15 protein-coding genes are annotated in these 20,255 nt (G+C 73.0%); 2 read left to right on the plus strand and 13 right to left on the minus strand.

Going from position 1 to position 20,255, the window contains the following annotated elements; translation table 11 throughout:
* Nucleotides 1-30: 30 nt before the first annotated feature.
* Nucleotides 31-4,506 carry a CHAT domain-containing tetratricopeptide repeat protein gene (locus tag ACFYNU_RS10020; protein WP_356595345.1) on the minus strand — a complete coding sequence of 1,492 codons (4,476 nt, stop codon included), beginning with the start codon at nucleotides 4,504-4,506 and terminating at the stop codon, nucleotides 31-33.
* A gap of 113 nt (nucleotides 4,507-4,619) precedes the next feature.
* On the opposite strand from ACFYNU_RS10020, the gene ACFYNU_RS10025 reads away from it, so the two are divergent.
* Both ACFYNU_RS10025 and ACFYNU_RS10030 read left to right on the plus strand, forming a co-directional pair.
* Nucleotides 4,620-5,042 carry a hypothetical protein gene (locus tag ACFYNU_RS10025; RefSeq protein ID WP_356595343.1) on the plus strand — a complete coding sequence of 141 codons (423 nt, stop codon included), beginning with the start codon at nucleotides 4,620-4,622 and terminating at the stop codon, nucleotides 5,040-5,042.
* Nucleotides 5,042-5,992, plus strand: coding sequence for a hypothetical protein (locus ACFYNU_RS10030; RefSeq protein ID WP_356595341.1), 951 nt, complete (start codon nucleotides 5,042-5,044; stop codon nucleotides 5,990-5,992). The genes ACFYNU_RS10025 and ACFYNU_RS10030 overlap by 1 nt, the downstream gene beginning before the upstream one ends.
* A 265-nt stretch (nucleotides 5,993-6,257) precedes the next feature.
* Here ACFYNU_RS10030 and kynU read toward each other — a convergent pair whose 3' ends face one another.
* The 12 genes from kynU to ACFYNU_RS10090 form a co-directional block, all read right to left on the minus strand.
* Nucleotides 6,258-7,517: a kynureninase gene (kynU, locus tag ACFYNU_RS10035; protein WP_356595339.1), complete on the minus strand. Its 1,260-nt coding sequence runs from the start codon at nucleotides 7,515-7,517 to the stop codon at nucleotides 6,258-6,260.
* A complete protein-coding gene (locus tag ACFYNU_RS10040; RefSeq protein WP_356595337.1) occupies nucleotides 7,510-8,355 on the minus strand; it encodes a tryptophan 2,3-dioxygenase in 846 nt (281 codons plus the stop codon). Before ACFYNU_RS10040 ends, kynU begins: the two co-directional genes overlap by 8 nt.
* 92 nt (nucleotides 8,356-8,447) lie before the next feature.
* On the minus strand, nucleotides 8,448-9,353 hold the full coding sequence (locus ACFYNU_RS10045) for a DUF3152 domain-containing protein (RefSeq protein WP_356595335.1): 906 nt from the start codon (nucleotides 9,351-9,353) through the stop codon (nucleotides 8,448-8,450).
* A 189-nt stretch (nucleotides 9,354-9,542) separates the two neighbouring features.
* Entirely contained in the window at nucleotides 9,543-9,956 is a 414-nt protein-coding gene (locus ACFYNU_RS10050) for a DUF3151 domain-containing protein (protein ID WP_356595333.1), read from the minus strand.
* Between the two features lie 165 nt (nucleotides 9,957-10,121).
* Nucleotides 10,122-11,630, minus strand: a complete 1,509-nt coding sequence (locus ACFYNU_RS10055) for an MFS transporter (RefSeq protein WP_356595331.1) — start codon at nucleotides 11,628-11,630, stop codon at nucleotides 10,122-10,124.
* An 86-nt stretch (nucleotides 11,631-11,716) separates the two neighbouring features.
* On the minus strand, nucleotides 11,717-12,886 hold the full coding sequence (locus tag ACFYNU_RS10060) for an aminotransferase class I/II-fold pyridoxal phosphate-dependent enzyme (RefSeq protein ID WP_356595434.1): 1,170 nt from the start codon (nucleotides 12,884-12,886) through the stop codon (nucleotides 11,717-11,719).
* Between the two features lie 121 nt (nucleotides 12,887-13,007).
* Entirely contained in the window at nucleotides 13,008-14,039 is a 1,032-nt protein-coding gene (fbaA, locus tag ACFYNU_RS10065; RefSeq protein ID WP_356595329.1) for a class II fructose-bisphosphate aldolase, read from the minus strand.
* A 105-nt stretch (nucleotides 14,040-14,144) separates the two neighbouring features.
* The gene (gene pyrE, locus ACFYNU_RS10070) at nucleotides 14,145-14,690 is read right to left on the minus strand and encodes an orotate phosphoribosyltransferase (protein WP_356595327.1); all 546 of its coding nucleotides are present in this window, start codon (nucleotides 14,688-14,690) and stop codon (nucleotides 14,145-14,147) included.
* 36 nt (nucleotides 14,691-14,726) lie between these two features.
* On the minus strand, nucleotides 14,727-15,545 hold the full coding sequence (locus ACFYNU_RS10075) for an aldose 1-epimerase (RefSeq protein ID WP_356595325.1): 819 nt from the start codon (nucleotides 15,543-15,545) through the stop codon (nucleotides 14,727-14,729).
* Between the two features lie 35 nt (nucleotides 15,546-15,580).
* Nucleotides 15,581-17,095: an SRPBCC family protein gene (locus ACFYNU_RS10080; RefSeq protein WP_356595323.1), complete on the minus strand. Its 1,515-nt coding sequence runs from the start codon at nucleotides 17,093-17,095 to the stop codon at nucleotides 15,581-15,583.
* 82 nt (nucleotides 17,096-17,177) lie between these two features.
* Entirely contained in the window at nucleotides 17,178-18,797 is a 1,620-nt protein-coding gene (locus ACFYNU_RS10085; RefSeq protein WP_356595321.1) for a polyamine aminopropyltransferase, read from the minus strand.
* A gap of 113 nt (nucleotides 18,798-18,910) precedes the next feature.
* Nucleotides 18,911-19,429, minus strand: a complete 519-nt coding sequence (locus ACFYNU_RS10090; RefSeq protein ID WP_356595319.1) for a DUF2617 family protein — start codon at nucleotides 19,427-19,429, stop codon at nucleotides 18,911-18,913.
* Nucleotides 19,430-20,255: the final 826 nt, after the last annotated feature.

The raw sequence follows: 20,255 nt of genomic DNA on the forward strand, positions 1-20,255 counted from the left end.
TACCCCCAGCACCGTACCGACGGCCCGCGTTCAGGCACCCGTGTGCGTATGCGCGGCCCAGACGGTGGGGGTGACCGGATAGCCGGCGCGCAGGCGACGGGTGGCGTGGTGCAGGGCCTCGGCGGAACGGGCCGGGCGGGGTGGCGTCGTCCCGTCGGCCGTGAGGCGGGTGTAGAAGTCGGTCGCGAGCTGATGGGCGGCGCGGTCGGCCACGGGCCACTGGGTGCCCACCACATGCGGATAGCCCGCGAGTTGGAACGCGCCCGTCATATGAAGCGCCTCATCCGCCAGGCGCGGGGCCGTCAGGGTGGTGTTGCAGGCGGACAGAAAGGCGAGCCCGCCCTCCAGGCGCAGGGCGCCGATGTCGGCGACGGTCAGCGGATCCGTACGGTGGTCCTGGAGGATCAGCCTGCCGCGCCAGGGGTCGGTCCGATGCGGCTCACTGTGGCAGGCGAAGTGCGCCACCCGGTGGTGGGGAAGCGCCGCGAGCACGGACGAACGGGTCGGGTCCGGCAGGACCTCGGCGCCCGGGACGAGCCCGGTGAGCAGGTCAGCCTCGGTGGCGGCGCCCGCCAGAAGACCCGCGCCGGGAGCGTCGGGGACCGCGACGATCGCGGTCCGGGTCACCGGACCGGTCGCGCGTTCCTGGGTCCGGCTCCCGGCGCGGGCACGGGCCAGCCCGCGCACGGTGGCGGTGTACGAGGAGACGACCCGGTCCAGGACGGTGCGCGGCGCGTGGCGCCGGGAGGAGTCGTCGGCCAGGTCCTCGTGATGACCGGCGGCGTGCAGCGGCAGATACGCGAGGATGCCGACGGGGCACCACCAGACACGTGGCCAGGACTCGCCCGGGGGCGGGGGACCCGTATGCCCGAGGGCGGACAGGACCGGTTCGGTGATGGTGTCCCAGAGCCAGGCCAGTACGCCCAGGATGTCGCGCTGGGCGGTGCGGCGGCCGACCGGGTCCACGGCGGGGTCGCCGGTGGCGTCGATGGCCGTCCCCAACGCCATGATGCGGCGCACGGCCTCCTCGTTGGTGAGGCGGTCCAGGGGCACGACACGGACCGGATCACCGGGGTCACCGGTGAGGACGAGCGCGTCGCAACGGGTGGGCGCGGCGGACACGTACACCACCGGCCCCTCGGCGGCCTGGGCGGTGAGGTCGGCGGCTCCGGGGGGTGTGAGAAAACCGGAGAAGCCGTCCAGGGCCCGGATACGGACGAGCAGTTGATCCCACTCACCCTGCGCCTCCCGCCGTGCGGCGGCACGGGCCTCGGCGGGGGCGGAGGATTCGACGGCTGTGGGGGTCTGGGCGGGCGTGGGCGCGGCAGGTGATGCGGGGGTCTCGGCGGCCGTGGACGCCTCAACTGCCGTAGGAGCCTCCCGAGGTGTCGGGACTGCGACGGCCGGAACCGGGACCTCGGGCGACGCGGGCGCCCCGACAGCCGTGGGGGTCTGGCGGTCGAGGGCCGCGCGGCGGGTTCGGACCTCCTCGACCGCCCGCGCCAGGTGGGGCGCCGCCGAGCGCAGGCGGTCGAGGTCGCCGTCCCCGTCCGCGACGGACTCGGCCGTCAGCACCCCCCGTGACTGTTCCAGCAGTTCGACGGCCCGGTGCGGTCGCCCGGCGTTCAGCGCGGCGGCTGCCGCGACCCCGGCGAGCGAACCCGCCTCGCCGATCAGATGCCCCCGGTCGGTGAGGTCCAGGGCGCCGAGACCGATCTGCGGGAGCAGAGCGACAGCCGACTCGGCCGCCGCGAGCGCTTCCTGCACGCCCGCGCCGTCCCTCGCGGCCAGGACGGCGATCGACCGGTAGGAGGCGATCCGGGTCCAGACCGCGGCGGACTCGTCCCGGGCCGCCGCCCGCGAGACGGACAGGATCTCGTCCAACAGGCCGGTGTTGGCGGTGTCGTCGGTGTGCGTGGACAGCATGTGCAGAGCACCGGCATGGCTGTTGAGCATGCTCGCGGAGAACGGCAGGCCCGCCGGCGTGATCGCGACGGCCTCGCGCGTGGCGTCGACCGCCTCGTACAGTCCGGCGATGTCGCCGTCGTGGCTGAACCGCAGCAACAGCGTGGCGCTCAGCGTGACCAGCACCCGGTTGCGGTTGACGTGGTCGCCGGGGGTGGCCCGGACGCCCAGGCGGGCCATGTCCACCGCCTCGGCCGCCGTCGCGGCGTCCGAGTCCCGCGCCGCCTGCACGTACAGGGCGCTGGCGAGCCCGAGCAACTGCTGGGCCCGATACAGATGGCCGTCGGGGAAGGCGGCGACAGCGGCGCGGCAGACGGCGACCGCCTCCGCGATGTCCTCGCTCTCGCCCGTGCGCTGGAAGTTCATCTGTAGGGCGGACCCGAGAGTCCCCAGGAAATGCCCGCGGTTGGGGTGATCGTCGGCGACGGCTGCGACAGCGGCGCGGGACGCCTCGACCGCTCCCCGCAGCGGTACGGAGTCGCCTGTGTGCCAGGTCAGCAGTTGCAGGATGAGGCCGAGGTTGTTCAAGGAGGGGGCGTGCTGCGCGTTCTGGGCGGGGGTGGCGTCGACGGCACGGCGGGCCGTCGTGGCGGCCTCCCGCAGCAGGGGGAGTTCACCGGTCCGGTCGAACAGGCTGCTCAGGGCGTTGCCGAGATTGCCCAGCGCCATGGCCAGATGCGGATGCCCCTCGGGCAGCGTGTCGACGGCCTCCCGCAGGACGGTGACGGCTTCGTCCAGAGGCTCGCGTGCCCTCGCCCAGTTCGACTGCGTCTGGAGCGCCATGCCGAGGTTGTTCAGCCACTTGGGACGGTCGGGATGGCCGACGGGGGTGGCGTCGACGGCGGCGCGGGAGTACGCGAGGGACTCCGGCTCCCGCTCAAGTGCGCCGTCGCGTCCGTTCTTCCTGGCCAGGGCGTTGCCGAGATTGCTCATGGCCATGGGCCGATGGGGATGGCCGTCGGGAAGCTCGGCGACGACCGTCCGGGCGATGTCGACCGCCTCCTCCAGCAGGTCGTCCCCGCCGACGGCCTCGTAGCGCAGCCGCAGCGCCATGCCGAGGTTGTTCAGGGACCGGAGACGGTCGGGGGCGCCGACGGGCGTGGCATCGACGACGGCGCGCTCGCACGCGGCGGCGTCGACGAGTTGACCGATGTCCCCCGTGTACTCGTACTCCTGAAGGAGGGCGGCGGCCAAGCCGCTGAGCCGCCCCAGCCGGTCGGGGCCGTCGTCGGAGACGTCGACCGCCTGCCGGGCGACGGCGACCGCCTCCTTCGCCGCCGTGGGGTCGGTGCTGTGCTCGGCCAACGTACGAAGGTTCTCGGCGAGGTTGTGGAGGTACCGCGCGCGGTCGGCCGGAGCGGTCCTGGCCGCAGAGCTGACCGGAGCGTCAGCCCAAACCGCGTCGACCCCAGCCGCCTCGACCGCGCCCCGGCCGGCGGTGATCGCCTCTCTCAGCGCCGACAGATCTGCCGTGCGCTTGAACAGTCCGTTGAGGCAGCCGGCGAACCGGTCCAGACAGTCGGCCCGCACGGGCAGGCCGGCGGGGAGCGCGGCGGCGGCCTCCCGGCCGACGGTGGCCCCTTCGCGGAGCAGGTCCAGCTCGGCGGTCCGCCCGTACTGCTTCTGGAGAGCGATGAGGAGGATATGGAGCTGGGTGCCTCGCGCGGGGGCGCCCGCGGGCATGGTGGCGAGGACGGCCCGGGTCAGCTCGATCGCCTCGGCGGCTGCCACCGGATCGGCCTCGGCGTCGGCCCACATGTGCAGGATGACGGCGAGGTTGTTGCGGTACACCATCAGATTGGCGTGGCCGGGCGAGGTCGTGACGACGGCCCTGCGGGCGGCGGCGAGCGCCTCACCGAGCGTCCGGGTGTCCGTCTCCGCTTCCTTGTCCCGCATGTGCAGTTGGAACAGGGTGAGTCCCAAGTTGGTGAGAAACATGGCGTGTTCGGGATGCCCGGTGGCGTGGACCGCCTCGCGGGACGCCGTGACCGCCTCGTCCAGCACGCCGCCGTCCTTGGTCAGTTCGTACGTCTGACGAAGGACGAGCCCGAGGTTGCTGAGGCTCATGGCGCGGTCGAGCGGATTCTCGAACGGTCCGGCGACCGCCGCGCGGAACAGCTCGACGGCCCGCCGCAGCAACGGGTAGTACTGGCCGCGCTCGTACGCCCGGTACACGGCGAGGCCGAGTTCCAGGGCCTCCTCGCCGGACACGTCCTCGCCCGTACCCTCCTCGGCGGCGAAGACGGGGCGCAACGGATCCGGTACGGCCTCCGGGTCCACGTCGTGCACCGGGGCCAGGAAGCGAACGGCCTCGATCACCGTCTCCTCGCGCGCCGGCCCGTCTGGCAGCGCGGTGAACCGGATCCAGTGGTACACACCCAGGACGTGGCTCGCCTCGACATCGGTCGCCGGGTCGGTGACGGCAGTGAGGGCTGCGGCGGTACGTTCCGCGCCGGCCGTGAACAACCCGGCGGCGTCGTCCGCGTCCACAGCCGTGCCGATACGCCACCGGAGGTCACCGAGCAGATCCCGACCGGTCATCCCGTCCTCCGATTCGCGCGGTGCTTCGGCTACTGGATGGTACATTCACAAATCCGCCTGAATGCAGGCCAGTTGACACGCCGAGGGCACCGGGACGCTGTGGAGGTAGCAGGGTGGCGAGGTCGCGGAACGGCACGCGGAACCGGCTGGGTGTGCTGTGCGACCAGCTCGCCCGGCACGAGTCGATGGCGGCGGAGATCGACACCGCCGGGGCGGGCCCGCAGTTGCGCGAACTGCTCGAACTGATAAGCAGCGGAGCCGCGTCGGCCGGGGGAGCCCGCGAGACGGAGCTGCTGGACAGCATCGAGGACGCCTGCGTCCGGCACGGCCTGTCCGCGCTCGACGTACGCGAGTACGGCAACGCACAACTGCCGGACGGGTTCGGCCTGCCTCGGGAGAACGGCACGGGCACGCCGGGAGCCTGGGTCTGTCCGTGGGGCAACTGCGGACGCGTGGTCCTCCCCGGCGAAGCCGGGGCGTCCGCGCCCCGGTGCGCGGCGGGCGACGAACCGCTGCGCGCCTTCCCGGCCGCCTGATGCCCGGACTGCTCGCCGGGATCGGCACCTGGATCGCGGACCGATGGCTCCAGACGGTGGTCCTGTCCGGGATGCTGTGGGTCGCGACCCTCGTCGTCGCCGCGCGGCTCGGCCAATCGCACCCGTTCGACGTGGCACGGCTCCACGGGTGGCTCGACGAGATCGCCGCGCAACGGGCCGGGCACAGCCCCGCCGCCATCCTGCTGGCCGTGGCCGCCGCCCTGCTCGCGGCCGGTGCCGCGGGCCTGGCGGCCGGCGGACTGGGCGCCCTGCTCCAGCGCCTGTGGGGTGCCGACGGGGCCGGGCCGCTGCTCGCCAGGCTGGCGCGGTGGCGCCGGAGTTGGTGGGAGAGGCGGTACTCGGAGCCCGCCCGGCGGGCCGTGGCCCACGCGGTCGCCCCCGACGACGGCGACCGGTCGTCGGACCCAGCCCCGGCCCGACAGACCGCGCAGGCCCAACAGGCACGACAGGCACGACAGGCACGAGCCGAACGCGCGCTACGCCTGCGGGCCGAGCGGGAACCGCATCGCCCCACCCGCGTCGGGGACGCCTTCCACGCGGTCGCCGTCCGGGTGCGCACGCGCTACGCCCTCGATGTGGACCTGGTCTGGGCCCGGCTGTGGACGATACTCCCGGACGCCCCGCGCGCCGATCTGTCCGGCGCCCGCACCGCGTACAACTCCGCCGCCCGACTGGGGGGTTGGGGTCTGCTCTACGCCGCGCTCGCCGTGCTGTGGTGGCCGGCCGCGCTGATCGGCGCCGGTGTGCTGATCACCGCCGTGGCTCGGGCCCGCGCCGCCGCGGCCGTCCTCGCGTCCCTGGTGGAGGCCGCGGTCGACCTGCACCTCACCGATCTCGCCGACCAGCTCGGCGTCCAACCGGACACCGACAACCTCACCGACCTGGGCCGCGCCCTCACCCACCGCCTGGGCCCGCCCCCAACTCCCTGACGCCGTCGGGGGCGTGCGCGGAGCGGGGCCGGGCCGTCCCGGTGTTCGCGCCCACGGCACCGCGGGCGCACCTCCCGTGCCGGCACCCCGCCGGAACACCTGGCGAGCGGGCGGAGGGGGCACAACTCAACACCACGCCTCCACCACCTCGCGATCCCCGGCACGGCCGAGCCACAGCGCGACGCCCTGCGGGGCGGGGGCGTGCCCCGGATCAGACCAGGTCAACGCCCCCGGGCCGGCGCCACCCCACCGGACGGCGACCCGCTCAGGTCCCCGGAGCCCCCGCGCCACCCCCCGTACCGCGCCGCGCGCCGCCCGCCGGGATCTCGCGCAGGACCTCGCCCAGCACCCGCGCCGCCCGCTCCGCGTCGCGGAAGCCCACGTACAGCGGTGTGAAACCGAAGCGCAGTACGTCCGGGCGGCGGAGGTCGCCGATCACGCCCCGGGTGATCAGCTCCGCCATCACCGCCGGTGCCTCCGCGCAGCGGAGTGCCACCTGGCTGCCGCGCTCCGCGTGTGCCGCGGGCGTCAGGGAGGTGACCCGGCCCGTCGGGGCGTACGTGTCCACGCACCGCAGGAAGAAGTCCGTCAGCGCCAGGCTCTTCCCGCGCAGGGCCTCCAGCGAGACGCCGTCCCACACGTCGAGCGCCGCTTCCAGAGCCAGCATGGAGAGGATGTCCGGCGTGCCGACCCGGCCGCGTGTCGCGCCGTCGGCGGCGGTGTAGTCGGGTGTCATCCCGAACGGGTCCACGTGCGAGGTCCAGCCCGGCAGCGGGGAGTCGAAGGCCGCCTGGTGGCGTTCGGAGACGTACAGGAAGGCCGGTGAACCCGGCCCGCCGTTCAGGTACTTGTACGTGCAGCCGACCGCCAGGTCGACCCCGTCCGCGTCCAGTGCGACCGGCAGCGCGCCCGCGCTGTGGCACAGGTCCCAGATCGCCAGCGCGCCCGCGTCGTGCAGGGCCGCCGTGATGCCGGGCAGGTCGTGGAGCCGGCCCGTGCGGAAGTCGACGTGGTTGACGAGCGCGGCGGCCGTACGCGGCCCGGCGGCGCCCGGCACCTCGGCCGGAGACACCGGCACCGGCCGCAGGCCCGTCATCCGCGCCGCCGACTCCGCGATGTACCCGTCCGTGGGGAACGTGTCGGCGTCCACGAGGAGTTCGTCGCGGCCCTCCCCCGCCAGCCGCGCCGCCGCCACAACCGCCTTGAAGACGTTGACACTTGTGGAGTCGCCGACCACGATCCGGCCCGGCCCCGCGCCCACCAGCGGCGCGATCCGGTCGCCGATCCGCTCCGGCGCGGTCCACCAGCCGCCCTCGGTCCAGGAGCGGATGCGCAGCTCGCCCCACTGCCGGGTGATGACGTCCTGGACCCGCTCGGGTACGTGGCGGGGCAGCGCGCCCAGGGAGTTGCCGTCCAGGTAGACGGCCTCGTCGAGGATGAACCGCTCGCGGTACGCGGCCAGTTCGTCCGCCGCGTCGAGTTCGGCGGCGCGCTTCGACAGCATCTCGGACAGCGCCTCAGACATGGCTGCGCGCCGTCCACAGCTCGGGGAACACGTTCTTCTGCGCCCGCTTCTCCAGCCAGGCGACCCCGGCGGACCCGCCCGTCCCGGTCTTGGACCCCATCGCGCGCCGGGTCGCCACGAGATGGTCGTTGCGCCAGCGCCACACCAGCTCGGCGACGTCCGTCAACGCCTCGCCCAGCCTGATGAGTTCACCGTTCTGGTCGGGCTCCGCGTACAGCCCGGCCCAGATTCCCTCGACCGCCTCGGACGGCTCGTACTTCTGTGTCAGGTCCCGGTTCAGCGCCGACGCCGGCACCGGCAGCCCGCGCCGGGCCAGCAGGCCGAGCACCTCGTCGTACAGGCTCGGCTCCTGGAGCGCCTTCTCCAGCTCCGCGTGCACGCGCGGCGCGCCCCGGTGCGGTACGAGCATGGACGCCGACTTCTCACCGAGCAGGAACTCCATCCGCCGGTACATCGCCGACTGGAAGCCGGAGCCGTCACCGAGCGCGCTGCGGTACGAGTTGAACTGCGCGGGTGTCAGCTGGCCCAGCGGCGTCCACGACGCGTTCAGCGCCTCGAACTCGCGCACCGAGCGCTTCAGCGCGTCGACCGCGACCGGCACCCGGTCCTCGCGCAGCGCGCGCGACGCGGTCTCCCACTCATGGACGATGACGGTGAACCACAGCTCCATCACCTGGGTGGTCACCAGGAAGACCATCTCGCCGGGATCGTCGGACACCGGGTGCTGCAAATGGGTGAGGACGTCCGCCTGGACGTAGTCCTCGTAGGGGGTCGTACCCGCGAAGTCGAGGTTCGGGGAATCCGAACCGGCTCCGGAGGCATCGGGGTGCTGCGACATCTCTGTCTCCTCGATATTGCTACCGGGTAGCGGTCCGCCCCTTCCAATCGGCATCGGAGCTCCGGTCCCCTGTTCGCATCATAATCCCGACTTCAGGACACCGCCGGGCCTGTGATGTACGTCCCGTCCTCCGCGTACGGCCATGCATTCGCAACGCAGCCGTACAACCCCTTGATCTGCTGCATCATCGCCGGCGCGGGCTCGCCCTCCCCGCCGCACGTGACATGGCCCCGGCCGAGCCGGTGGCCGACCTCATGATTGATGATCAGCGCGCGGTACTCGGTGACCGGGCCGTCGAACTGCTCGGACCCCAGCACCCATCGCTTGAGATTCACCACGACGGTGCGGCCGACGGTGCAGTTCACCTCGCCGCGCGTGAGCAGGCCGGCGGCGCCGCAGATCCGGTCCACCGTGCCCGGCGTCGCGATCTTCACGTCGAAGTCGGACGGGCCAGAGCCGACGAGTTGGAAGGAGCTGCGGCCGTCGGCGGTCCAGCCCCGGGGGTGCGCCAGGATTGTCTCGATCTCGACGGCGGCGTCCCGCTCGGACAGCTCGATGCCCTCCTCGACCTGGACCCGGTAGCGGCGCACGGTGGCGCCGGAGCCGACCGGGGAACCGGCGGAGCGGGCGGTGGTGAAGGTGCCGGGCCCGTTGGCGGGTATCGGGATACGGCGCGCCGAATCCGCCGAGTCGGAGGAGTCGGCGGAGGAAGAGGGGGAGGGGGAGGCGGAGTCCGAGGGCGACTTCGACGCGCTCGGGCCGGGTGACGTCTCGGGTGCCCCGGACGTGGGGGCCGGGGGCTCACCGGCCGCCGCGTCGGCGGCGGGCCCGCTGCCGGACCGGCCCGCGAGGGCCGCGGCCCCGCCCACGACCACGGCGACCAGACACACGCCGAGGATCACGGCGCGGCCACGGGCTCGGGCGCGGGCACGAGGACGGCTCCCGGCTACGACACGGTTGCCCACGATGTACTTCTCCCTGCGTTCGACCGGAGTCAACGGGGAGAGGGTGCCGGGGCCTCGTACCGGATTCGATGGCGTGTGCGATCGTATCGACCGAACACCGCGGGCCCGTGGCCGCCGTAGCCTTTCGGACGTCCACGGACCTGCGGCGCGACCTCGGCCCGGAGGCCGCGGGACTCAGAAGCCGCGGGACTCAGAAGCCGCGAGGCTCAGAGGCCGCGAGGCTCAGCCGAGGGTGTCGGCCGCCGCCGCCGAGGAGTCCCGCAGGAAGACCGAGCAGCGCTCGTACTCCTCCTGCTCGCCGATCGCCTGCGCGGCGCGGGCGAGGGCGTGCAGGGCGCGCAGGAAGCCACGGTTCGGCTCGTGCTCCCACGGCACCGGGCCGTGCCCCTTCCAGCCGCTGCGGCGCAGGGAGTCCAGGCCCCGGTGGTAGCCGGTACGGGCGTACGCGTACGACTCGACGACCCGGCCGTTCTCGAACGCGTCGTCGGCGAGCTGCGCCCACGCGAGGGACGAGGTCGGATACTTCGCCGCGACGTCGGCGGGCGCCGTCCCGTTCGCGAGAAGCTCGCGCGGTTCGGGGTCGTCGGGCAGGTGGGTGGGGGGCGGTCCCCCGAGAAGATCTTTATGGATGGCCATGCCTCCGAGTGTCCCAGGTCGCGCGGGATTCCGTGGCAGTGGTGCGGGTTTGCCACCGGCAATCGCCACCGTCGCCAACGGCAATCGCCACCGTGCCCGGACACCTGTCCTACACCCGTCCCAACGCCCGCCGCTCGCCCTGCCCGCGACCGGCCCACGCCCCGCTCACGCCCCGCTCTCCGCCCCTTCCCCCAGCCCCTGCGCCTGCCCCTGCCGCCGTACGGTCGTCGGCTCCAGCGGCGGCGCCGACAGCCCGCAGTTCACCTTGCACTGGGGCAGGGTCGGCGCGGCCTCGGCGGTCTTGTCGGCGGCGGACGGCGTACGCACCAGCGCCCACGCGATCAGCGACCCCAGCACCAGCACGCCCGCGCACATGGGCATCGCCCGGTCGAACGCCGCGTCGAACTGCGTCGGCGAGCGGTACACCTCCGGCCCCGCGCCCGCCAGCAGCGGCAGCGCCGCCACCGCGATCAGACCGGCGGCGCGCGCCGCCGCGTTGTTGATACCGCTCGCCAGCCCCGCGCGCGAGCTGTCGACGGACGCCAGGACCGTCGACGTCAGCGGCGCGACCAGGGTCACCATGCCGAGGCCCATCACCACCAGCGCGGGCAGTACGTCCCGTACGTACGAGGCGTCCGCCCCGCCGCCCACCCGCAGCATCAGCAGCAGCCCGCCCGCGCACAGCAGCGGCCCGACGGTGAGCGGGATACGCGGTCCGATCCTCGCGCCCAGCTCGCCCGACCTGGCGGAGAACAGCAGCATCAGCACGGTCGTCGGCAGCAGTGCGGTGCCCGCGCCGAGCGCCGAGTAGCCCGCGACGACCTGGAGCTGCAACGCCGCGAGGAAGAAGAACCCGCCGAACGCCGCGTACACGCACAGCGTCACCAGATTCACCGCCGTGAACTGCCGCGAGGCGAAGATCTTCGGCGGCAGCATCGGATCGGGCCGGCGCCGCTCCAGCATCACGAACGCCACGGCCACCAGCACCCCCGCGGCCCCCGCCCACCACGCCTTCGCGATCAGCGCGTACGTCACCAGGCCCAGCGCGACGGCCCCGAGCACCGCCCCGAGCACGTCGAACCGGCCGTGCGCCGCCGGATCCCGCGACTCCGGCACATGCCGCAGGGCCACCGGCACACAGAGCGCGGCCAGCGGCACGTTCAGCAGGAAGACCCACCGCCAGCCGGGCCCGTCCACCAGGAACCCGCCCAGGAACGGCCCCACCGCGGCGCCGACACCCCCGAGCCCCGACCACAGCCCCACGGCCCGCGCCCGGTCGTCCGGATGGAAACTCGCCTGGATCAGCGCGAGCGACCCGGGCACCAGCAGCGCCCCGCCGACCCCCTGCAACGCCCGCGCCAGGATCAGTACCTCGGCGGTGGGCGCGACACCGCACAGCAGCGACCCGAGCGCGAACCACACGATCCCCACCACGAAGATCCGCCGCCGGCCGTACCGGTCCCCCAGCGACCCGCCGAGCAGGATCAGCCCGGCGAGCGTGAGCATGTACGCGTTGACCGTCCACTGGAGGTCGGCCAGACTCGCGTTCAGATCGTCACCGATGTGCGGCAGCGCGACATTGACGACGGTCGAGTCGAGCAGCGCCATGGTCGAGCCGAGCACCGTCGTCAACACGATCCACCGGCCGGAGGCCGTGCCGAGCCTGATGTCCATAGGGGGATCATCCCCGCCGAGACGGCGCCTGGCGAGCCTCGCGACGAGGTGGGCGAGCCCTTCGGCTCCGGCTGCGGACCCCGCGACTACGTGGTCAGCCGGCGGAGCGCGCGGATCAGCGCGTCCGTGCCCAGCTCCGCCTTGGCGCGCGGACAGCCGACGTTGAGCCGGACATGACCCGCGCAGCCGTACGTCGTACCCGGCATGATCGCCACCTTCTCGCGCTCGATCAGCTCGCGCTGGAGCGCGTCGTCGTCCACGCCCAGCGCCCGAAGATCCATCCAGGCGAGATAGCCGGCCTCCGGCGGGCGCCAGCCGAGTTCGGGGAAGGCCGCGTCGAGACGGGCCGCGACCATCCGGAGGTTGGCCGTGACGTACGCGTTCACCGCGTCCAGCCAGGGCGCGCCCTCGCGGTACGCGGTGATGGTGGCCGTCAGCGCGAGGACCGCCGGGGAGCCGAGCCCCTCGGCCGTCAGCATCCGGCGCATGAACTCCGCGTGGTCGTCCGGGTCGCCGACGATGCCCCACGAACCAGTGAGCGCGGGGAAGTTGAAGGACTTCGACGCCGAGGTGACGATCGCCCACCGCCCCGTGCCGAACCGGGTCCACGGCAGATGACGACGCCCCGCCGGGACGAACTCGGGGTGGACGAAGTCGGCGTGGATCTCGTCGCTGATCACCGCCACGCCGTACGCCGCCGCGAGCCGCGCGAACTCCGCCAGCTCGCTCTCCGTCCACACCCGCCCCGTCGGGTTGTGCGGCGAGCACAGGATCAGCACGCTGCTGTCGCCCCGCGCCAGCTCCCGCTCCAACGCGGCCGTGTCCCCCACCGGCACACCGCGCAGCTCCCGGCCGAGCCCGGTGACCGCCTTGCGGAAGCCGTCGTACGTGGGGGTGTGGACGACCACGCCGTCGCCGGGGGCGCTCCACATCCGCAGCAGCTGCGCCACCTGGTTGAGGACGGACGGCCCGTACACGACGCGGTCGGTGTCCAGTTCGGTGCCGTAACGCGTGGTGAACCAGTGGCGCAGCGCGGAGAGGAAGTCCTCGTGCCGCCAGTCCGTGTAGCCGAGCACGCCGTGCGCGAGGCGCGCCCGGAGGGCGGCCAGCACCTCGGGCGCGCAGGCGAAGTCCATGTCGGAGATGGTGAAGGGGAGCAGCCCGTCCACGCCGAACCGGTCGGCGACGCCGTCCCACTGGACGCTCCAGGTGCCACGGCGGTCGACGGGGGTGTCGAAGTCGTACTCCACGTCCACGTCCACGGTCGTCGGTTCCTCCTCGGGACAGCCCTCGGGCCCGGCATCACGGGGACACCGGGCCCGATACTCGCGGGTGTTACTTGAGACTGGTTACTTGAGACTGGTTACTTGAGCCTGGTTACTTGAGCCTGGTGCCGGTCGAACGCAGCGCCGCGCACGCCTCGGTCACGCGCGTCGCCATGCCCGCCTCGGCCAGCTTGCCCCAGGTGCGCGGGTCGTACGTCTTCTTGGAGCCGACCTCGCCGTCGACCTTCAGGACGCCGTCGTAGTTCTTCAGCACGTGGTCGGCGACGGGACGCGTGAAGGCGTACTGGGTGTCGGTGTCCAGGTTCATCTTCACGACGCCGTTCTCCAGCGCCGTCGCGATCTCCTCGGCGGAGGAGCCGGAGCCGCCGTGGAAGACGAAGTCGAAGGGCTGGCTGCCGGCGGGCTTGCCGTACTTCGCCGCCACACCCTCCTGGAGGTCCTTCAGCAGCTCGGGACGGAGCACGACATTGCCCGGCTTGTAGACGCCGTGCACATTGCCGAAGGACGCGGCCAGCAGGTAACGGCCCTTGTCGCCCAGGCCCAGCGCCTCGGCGGTGCGCAGCGCGTCGTCGACGGTCGTGTAGAGGGAGTCGTTGATCTCGTGCGAGACACCGTCCTCCTCGCCACCGGTCGGGGTGATCTCGACCTCAAGGACGATCTTCGCGGCGGCGGCCTGCGCGAGCAGTTCCTCGCCGATGGTGAGGTTGTCGGCGAGGGTCTCGGCGGAGCCGTCCCACATATGCGACTGGAAGAGCGGGTTCCGCCCGGCCTGGACGCGCTCGGCGGAGACCGCGAGGAGCGGACGCACGTACGTGTCCAGCTTGTCCTTGGGGCAGTGGTCGGTGTGCAGCGCCACCGTGATGTCGTACTTCGCGGCCACGATGTGCGCGAACTCCGCGAGCGCGACGGCGCCCGTCACCATGTCCTTGTTGTACTGACCGCCGAGGAACTCCGCACCACCGGTGGACATCTGGATGATGCCGTCGCTCTCGGCCTCCGCGAAGCCGCGCAGCGCGGCGTGCAGAGTCTGGGACGAGGTCACGTTGATGGCCGGGTAGGCGAACTTGCCTGCCTTCGCCCGGTCGAGCATCTCGGCGTAGACCTCGGGGGTTGCGATGGGCATCGGGCCGCTCCTTGTGATGTGCGGGTGTGAGGTGCTTTATCCCTGACCTGGGGGCGACGTCATTGTCGCCCTCATCTTTCCAGATCCTTTTCCGTACGGTGAGGCTCAGGCCAGCCCGAGGTCCGGCAGCGTGTACGCGCTGACGTAACGGACCCCCGCCGCCTCCACGGCCGCGGCGGCGCCCCGGTCCACGATGACCGCCACCGCGACGACCTCGCCGCCCGCCTCACGCACCGCCTCGACGGCGGTCAGCGGCGAACCGCCGGTCGTCGAGACGTCCTCCACCACCAGACAGCGGCGGCCCTTCACGTCCGTGCCCTCGATGCGCCGCTGCATGCCGTGGGCCTTGCCCTGCTTGCGTACGACGAACGCGTCCAGGCTCGTGCCGCGCGCGGCGGACGCGTGCAGCATCGACGTCGCGACCGGGTCCGCGCCGAGGGTCAGCCCGCCGACGCAGTCGTAGTCGAGCCCGGCCGTCGCGACGGTGTCGAGCATGACCTGCCCGACCAGCGGCGCGGCCTGCCCGTCCAGCGTGATGCGGCGCAGATCGATGTACCAGTCGGCCTCGATGCCGGACGACAGGGTCACTCTGCCGTGCACGACGGCCTTGTCCTTGATCTGCTGGAGCAGATCGGCGCGTACGTCAGTCATGGGGCTGAGCTTACGGGCCGCTCTCGGGCGCCCCGCTCAGAGGCGGCGCCAGGCCCAGGTGGACCGGATCTCCAGGGGATCGATCGGGGTCACCAGGCGCGGGGCGGTGTTGAGTCCGTTCGGTGGGCCGGTCTGCGGCTCCACGCAGACCGCCTCGGCCTGCTCGTCGTAGACGACGACCCACTCGGCGCCGCTGGTCACCTTCAGTTCGAGCCGCCCCGGCCAGGTCAGCGTCGCGTCGACACCGTCGGGCATCCCGAAGCAATCGTCCCACGGGCCGGGGCGGGGGGCGACGCGGCGCCCGGTGGGCAGATGGTCCTCGCCGCGCTCCTCCTGCCAGGCCGGCGAGAAGTCGAGCCGTACGGCGTCCTCGTCGGCCGTACCGCCGTCGAGATGCCGCAGGAACCACGGATGCCAGCCCGCCTGCGCGGGAAAGGAGTCGTCGTACGTCTCGACGCCGAGCGTGAGCGTCAACGAGTCGCCGGTCAGCTCGAAGAGCTGTGTGACCCGGCCGGTGTACGGCCAGGGGTCGGCCAGCTCGTAGGTGAACGCCGCCTCGCCGGGGCCCTTGCGGGCCGTGCGCCAGGAGGTGTCGCGGCCGGTGCCGTGGATGGCGTGCGGCGGTGCGTTGAGCGGCAGTTGATGGATGACACCGCCGTCGCCGAACCGCCCCTGGGCGGTACGCCCGCACCACGGCACCATCGGGAAGCAGCCGTAGCGGTCGCCCTGCCGCAGCAGTTCGGTACCGCCGACGCGCAGGCTCGCGACGCGGCAGCCGTTCGCCGGATGGATGGTCAACTCGGCGTCGCCGGCCGCCAGTCGGATCTCGCGCTTCTGGTCCGTGTCCGTACTCACGCCATGACCCTAACCGGCGGACCCCGCCCGCCGGCTCAACGCCTGCGCCGCAGCGCGCGCCCCACGACGACGGCCCCCGCGATGGCCAGCGCGGCGGCGGGCGCCACCCACCTGAGCGCGACCCCGGCCCCACCGGCGTCGGGCGCCTGCTCGGGCGCGTAACGCCCCCGGGGAGGCGCGTGATCGACCTCCTCGGCACTGCGCCCGATCATGGTCCGCCGCGCGTGCGCGGCCTCGGCGGGCGGATCGAGCGGCACGAGGAAGTCCCCGTCCCCGGATGCGGTGGCCCCGAACCCGGCGGAGGCGTCGAGGGGCACGTCAAACCCGTCGGGATCGTCGGGCAGATCGAAACGGGCACTCTCCTCCACGTCGTCGCCTGCCGCGGGCGGCCCCGGTACGTCCTGCCCCTGCCCAACGGCCGGGTCCGCCCGGCCGTCGCCGGCACGGGAGGCACCGGGGGGTTCCTCTGGTACGTCGCCTGCGGCGGGCTCGTCGGAGCCGGCTCCCGATTCCGAGCCGTCAGCGGAGGCCCGGGAGGCACCAGGGGGTTCCTCCGCCACGTCGCCTACGGCGGGCTCGTCGGAGCCCGCTCCCGATTCCGAGCCGTCAGCGGAGGCCTCGGGGGTGCCTGAACCGCCGTCGGTGTCGGCCGAGCCGTCAGCCGCAAGTGCGGCGCCCGAGCCACTACCCGTGGCCCGGTCGGCACCGGAGACGTCGTCGGCGTCCGCCGCCGCACCCGCGTCGCCGCCTGCGGCCCCCGCCGCCCCGCCCGCACCAGCGGTGCCTGAACCGCCATCGGCGTCAGCCGCACGTGCGGCGCCCGAGCCACCACCCGTGCTCCGGTCCGCACCGGAGGTGCCCGAGTCGCCGTCGGTGTCGGCCGCATGCGATGCGCCCTCATCGCCGCTTGCGGTCCGTTCCGCACCGCTGGCACCGGAGGTGCCCAAGCCGTCGCCGCCCTGCGCCGAGCCGTCCGCCGCGTCCTGGTCGCCGCGCGCGGCCCGGTCCGCACCGGAGGTGCCGCCAGCGTCGGCCGCACCCGAGCCACCACCCGTGGCCCGGTCGGCACCGGAGACGTCGTCCGCCGAGCCGTCCGGCACGGCACCCGCCCCCGCGTCCGGGGCGCCCCCCGCCCCCGGCTGCGCCAGCGCCGCGACGAAGCGGTCGAGCAGTCTGCGGGCCGCCGATTCGCCCGTCGAGATCGCGACGTCCGACAGGCGGCCCTCCGACGTCGGCGTCGATGTCGCCGTGAACGCGACCGTCGTGCCCTCGCCCGTCTCCGTCAGCCTGACGCGGACCGAGACCTTCGTGGAGCCCGTACCGCGTACCTCCGCGCCCTCGCCCTTCGCCGTGAAGACGCCCGCCCGTTCCGTGAGCGTCAGCGCGCCCCGGTAGGTGATCGTGTGGCCGCCCACGCGGACCTTCAGACGGCCCGAGAGGGGTCGTGCCGACGCGTCCGCGTCCTGTTGGAGTCCGGGGACGCAGCGCGCGACGCGTGCGTGGTCGCGCAGCGCCTCGCGGAGGGTCTCAGCCGGAACCGGAATGAACACCTCATGCTCCATAGGATCCGAGCCTACTCAGCCCCGCCGCCTCAGGCGCCTCTCCGCGCACAACCCGTCCCATCGAGGTCCGTCAGCCCGCGTACCTCGGATGCACCAGCGTCGACGGCGGCAGATCGCGCAGCCGGGTGCGTTCCGCCCCGAGAACTCCCGCCTCCAGGACCGGCCCGGCCAGCGAGCGCAGCGGGGGCGTCTGCGGGGAGAGGGCCACCCGTGGCGCCCGGCCGACGGCGGCCAGGACGAAGCCCCAGTCGTCCTTCTCGGCGTCACCCCCCGCGCCCTTCTCGTCGTGCGCCCGGTCCGGCCCCGCCCCGAAGCCGGACACCCGCCCGGTCGCGCTGTAGGGACTCGTACGGAAGCCCGCCGCGCGCAGCGTCGCGTCCACCGTCCAGTACGTACGCGGCAGGGCCGCCGGCGGGCCCGCGTGCACCGCCAGCCGCCCGCCCTCGGCGAGCACATGGGACGCGAGCCCGTAGAACTCCTCCGAGTAGAGCTTGGTGCTCGGGGTGATCCCGGGGTTCGGCAGGTCCGAGACGACCACGTCGTACGCCCCCGGCACCGCCTCCTCCCGCAGCCACGCGAACGCGTCCGCGTACGTCACCCGGAATCGCGGGTCCTCGTACACATGCCCGTTCAGCCCCGCCAGCGCCGGGTCCGTACGGGCCAGGCGCGCGACGCCCGGGTCCAGCTCCACGACGGTGACCGAACGGACGTCCGGGTAGCGCAGGACCTCGCGCGCCGCGAGCCCGTCGCCGCCGCCCAGGATCAGTACGCGCGCGTGCCGGCCGCCGCTCATCGCGGGATGCACCAGCGCCTCGTGGTACCGGAACTCGTCGCGCTCGCTGACCCGCAGCCGCCCGTCCAGATACAGGTCCAGCGGCCCGTTCCGCCCGCCCGTCAGGACGACCTCCTGGACGTCGGTCTGGAGGGCGACCCGCACCCCGTCCCCGTACACCGCGCGCCGCGCGGCCCGCTCGAAGTCGTCCACCGTGACGGCGGCGGTGCCGAGCACCGCCAGCACCAGCACGTTCACCAGCAGGAGCAGCCCGCGCTCACGGCCCGTGAGGTCGCGCCCGAAGACCCAGAGCACGAGCGCGCCGCCCGCCACCACATTGACCGCGCCGGTCAGCAGCGCGCCCGTGAGCTGCCCGAACCACGGCAGCAGCAGGAACGGGAACGCCAGCCCGCCGACCAGCGCGCCCACATAGTCCGCGGCGAAGAGATCGGCGACGGTCCCGCCCGCGTCCTGCCGGGACACCCGCTGGATGAGGGTCATCAGCAGCGGGATCTCCGCGCCGATGAGGATCCCGATGGAGAGCGAGAAGCCGATGAGCGCGTACCGCGATTCGCCCATCCAGGCGAAGGTCGCGTACAGCACCAGCGCCGACATGCCGCCGAGCAGCGCGAGCGCCGCCTCGACCAGACCGAATCCGACGGCGGCGCGGCAGCGCAGCCGCTTCGCGAGCAGCGAGCCGAGGCCCATCGCGAAGACCATCAGGGACAGGACCACCGAGGCCTGGGTGACGGAGTCCCCGATCAGATACGACGCGAGGGCGACCAGCTCCAGCTCGTACACGAGTCCGCACGCGGCGCACACGAACACCACGGCGAGGATCAGGAAGCGACCCGCGCTCGGTCGGACGGGCAGTCGCGCCGCGCTGTCCGGCGGCGCGACCACGGACTGGTCGATCATTCCAGTAACGCTACGTCTCGACTTCCGTACGGTTTGTCACCCACACGAGTGGTAACTGGCGTTCACACCCGCGCACTTGACCCGACAGCCCCTCCGGGCGGCCGAGCGGCCCGTCACAGCGTGGCCGGCACCCGCACCCCGACCCGTGTCCGGGTCACGACCAACGCCCCCTCCTGGGGATACGCGTGCCAGGTGCGCCAGGAGACCTGCCCCTCGTGCCGCTGCACGAGCATCGCGGTGAACGCGTGCGGGTCGCCCGGGAACGTGCCCGCGAGACCGTTCGGATGGTCGGCCACCAGTGCGAGCAGTTCCTGCGCGCGCCCCGCGAACGAGCCCTGCGACAACGTCTCGACACGCGCGGCGAATTCGTAGCTCCACTCCCCCACGCTCTCGGCGACGCCGAGCGGGAGCGGCGTGCTGCTGCCGGGGATGCAGGCCACCGTCTCGGAGCAACTGCCCTGCGCCTCCTCAAGAAGCACCTGGTGGGAGGCGCCGAGAAGTCTCAGCTGGACCTTGGCGCCGGTGAGTTCGAGATCGAGGACGGCGAGGGCGGGCAGCGGCTCGCGCCCCAACGCCCAGGCCAGATCGGCGGCTCGGGTGTCGGTGTAGGCGGTATTGAGGGTTCTGAGCATGGGTCGGCTCCGCAAACACGCTTGGCAAAGTGGACCGGGTGGCGCCCGGGATGCACGAGAGGATGAATGAGCTGAACTGAGGGCTGTGAGCTGGAAGTTGAGAAAGTGAATTGAGGGCTGAGAGCTGCGGACCGACGGCAGTGGGAGATCAGCTGCTCGGCTCCGCGCGACGGTCCGAGGTTCGAGGCCCAAGGTCCCAGGGCTGGAACATCTCAACAGCGAGCGAATCACGAAGTAAGGGGCGCTCACAGCGTTTTTACCCAACTTGGCGGGGTTTCCATCCCCTCGGGGGCACCGCAGTTCAACTGTTCAACGAAAAACCGCTCATCTGCTCACCATCGGATCGCCATCAGCCCGCCACTGACACCCCATCAGCCCCTCATCAACCCCTCATCAACTCCCCAACGAACGCCCAACGACCGTCCACCGAGGGGCCATCGACCGGACATCGACGCGGCATCGACGGGGCATCGACGCTCCGTCGGCCCGCCCCGCCGCCAACATGGCGATGCCCGGCGGAAGTTCACTCCCGCCGGGCACCCTCAATGACCACGGACCAGCTGCCCCGTGTCAGCTGCCTCCGCCGCCGCACCCCCCGCCGCCCCCACCACCGCAGGACGAACCGCCACCGCAGGACGAACCCCCGCCGCAGGACGAACCGCCCCCGTCACCGGACGAGAACCAACTCCCGCCGGCGTCACCGCCACCACCACCGGCGCCCGCGCCTCTCCGTCGGCCGCCGGAGAGGCGGACCCCACGGCCGCGGATCTGCGCCCGCCGATGCCTCGCGTACGCCCCCATCGCGAACAGAAACCCGACGACCACC

It is taken from the genome of Streptomyces sp. NPDC006643, assembly GCF_042870175.1.
GTDB lineage: Bacteria > Actinomycetota > Actinomycetes > Streptomycetales > Streptomycetaceae > Streptomyces.

Excerpts from the sequence above, each read along its gene's own strand:
- ACFYNU_RS10020 (WP_356595345.1), bottom strand. The coding sequence starts at position 4,506 with ATGACCGGTCGGGATCTGCTCGGTGACCTCCGGTGGCGTATCGGCACG.
- ACFYNU_RS10030 (WP_356595341.1), top strand. The coding sequence starts at position 5,042 with ATGCCCGGACTGCTCGCCGGGATCGGCACCTGGATCGCGGACCGATGG.
- kynU (WP_356595339.1), bottom strand. The coding sequence starts at position 7,517 with ATGTCTGAGGCGCTGTCCGAGATGCTGTCGAAGCGCGCCGCCGAACTC.
- ACFYNU_RS10040 (WP_356595337.1), bottom strand. The coding sequence starts at position 8,355 with ATGTCGCAGCACCCCGATGCCTCCGGAGCCGGTTCGGATTCCCCGAAC.
- ACFYNU_RS10050 (WP_356595333.1), bottom strand. The coding sequence starts at position 9,956 with ATGGCCATCCATAAAGATCTTCTCGGGGGACCGCCCCCCACCCACCTG.
- ACFYNU_RS10055 (WP_356595331.1), bottom strand. The coding sequence starts at position 11,630 with ATGGACATCAGGCTCGGCACGGCCTCCGGCCGGTGGATCGTGTTGACG.
- fbaA (WP_356595329.1), bottom strand. The coding sequence starts at position 14,039 with ATGCCCATCGCAACCCCCGAGGTCTACGCCGAGATGCTCGACCGGGCG.
- pyrE (WP_356595327.1), bottom strand. The coding sequence starts at position 14,690 with ATGACTGACGTACGCGCCGATCTGCTCCAGCAGATCAAGGACAAGGCC.
- ACFYNU_RS10085 (WP_356595321.1), bottom strand. The coding sequence starts at position 18,797 with ATGATCGACCAGTCCGTGGTCGCGCCGCCGGACAGCGCGGCGCGACTG.
- ACFYNU_RS10090 (WP_356595319.1), bottom strand. The coding sequence starts at position 19,429 with ATGCTCAGAACCCTCAATACCGCCTACACCGACACCCGAGCCGCCGAT.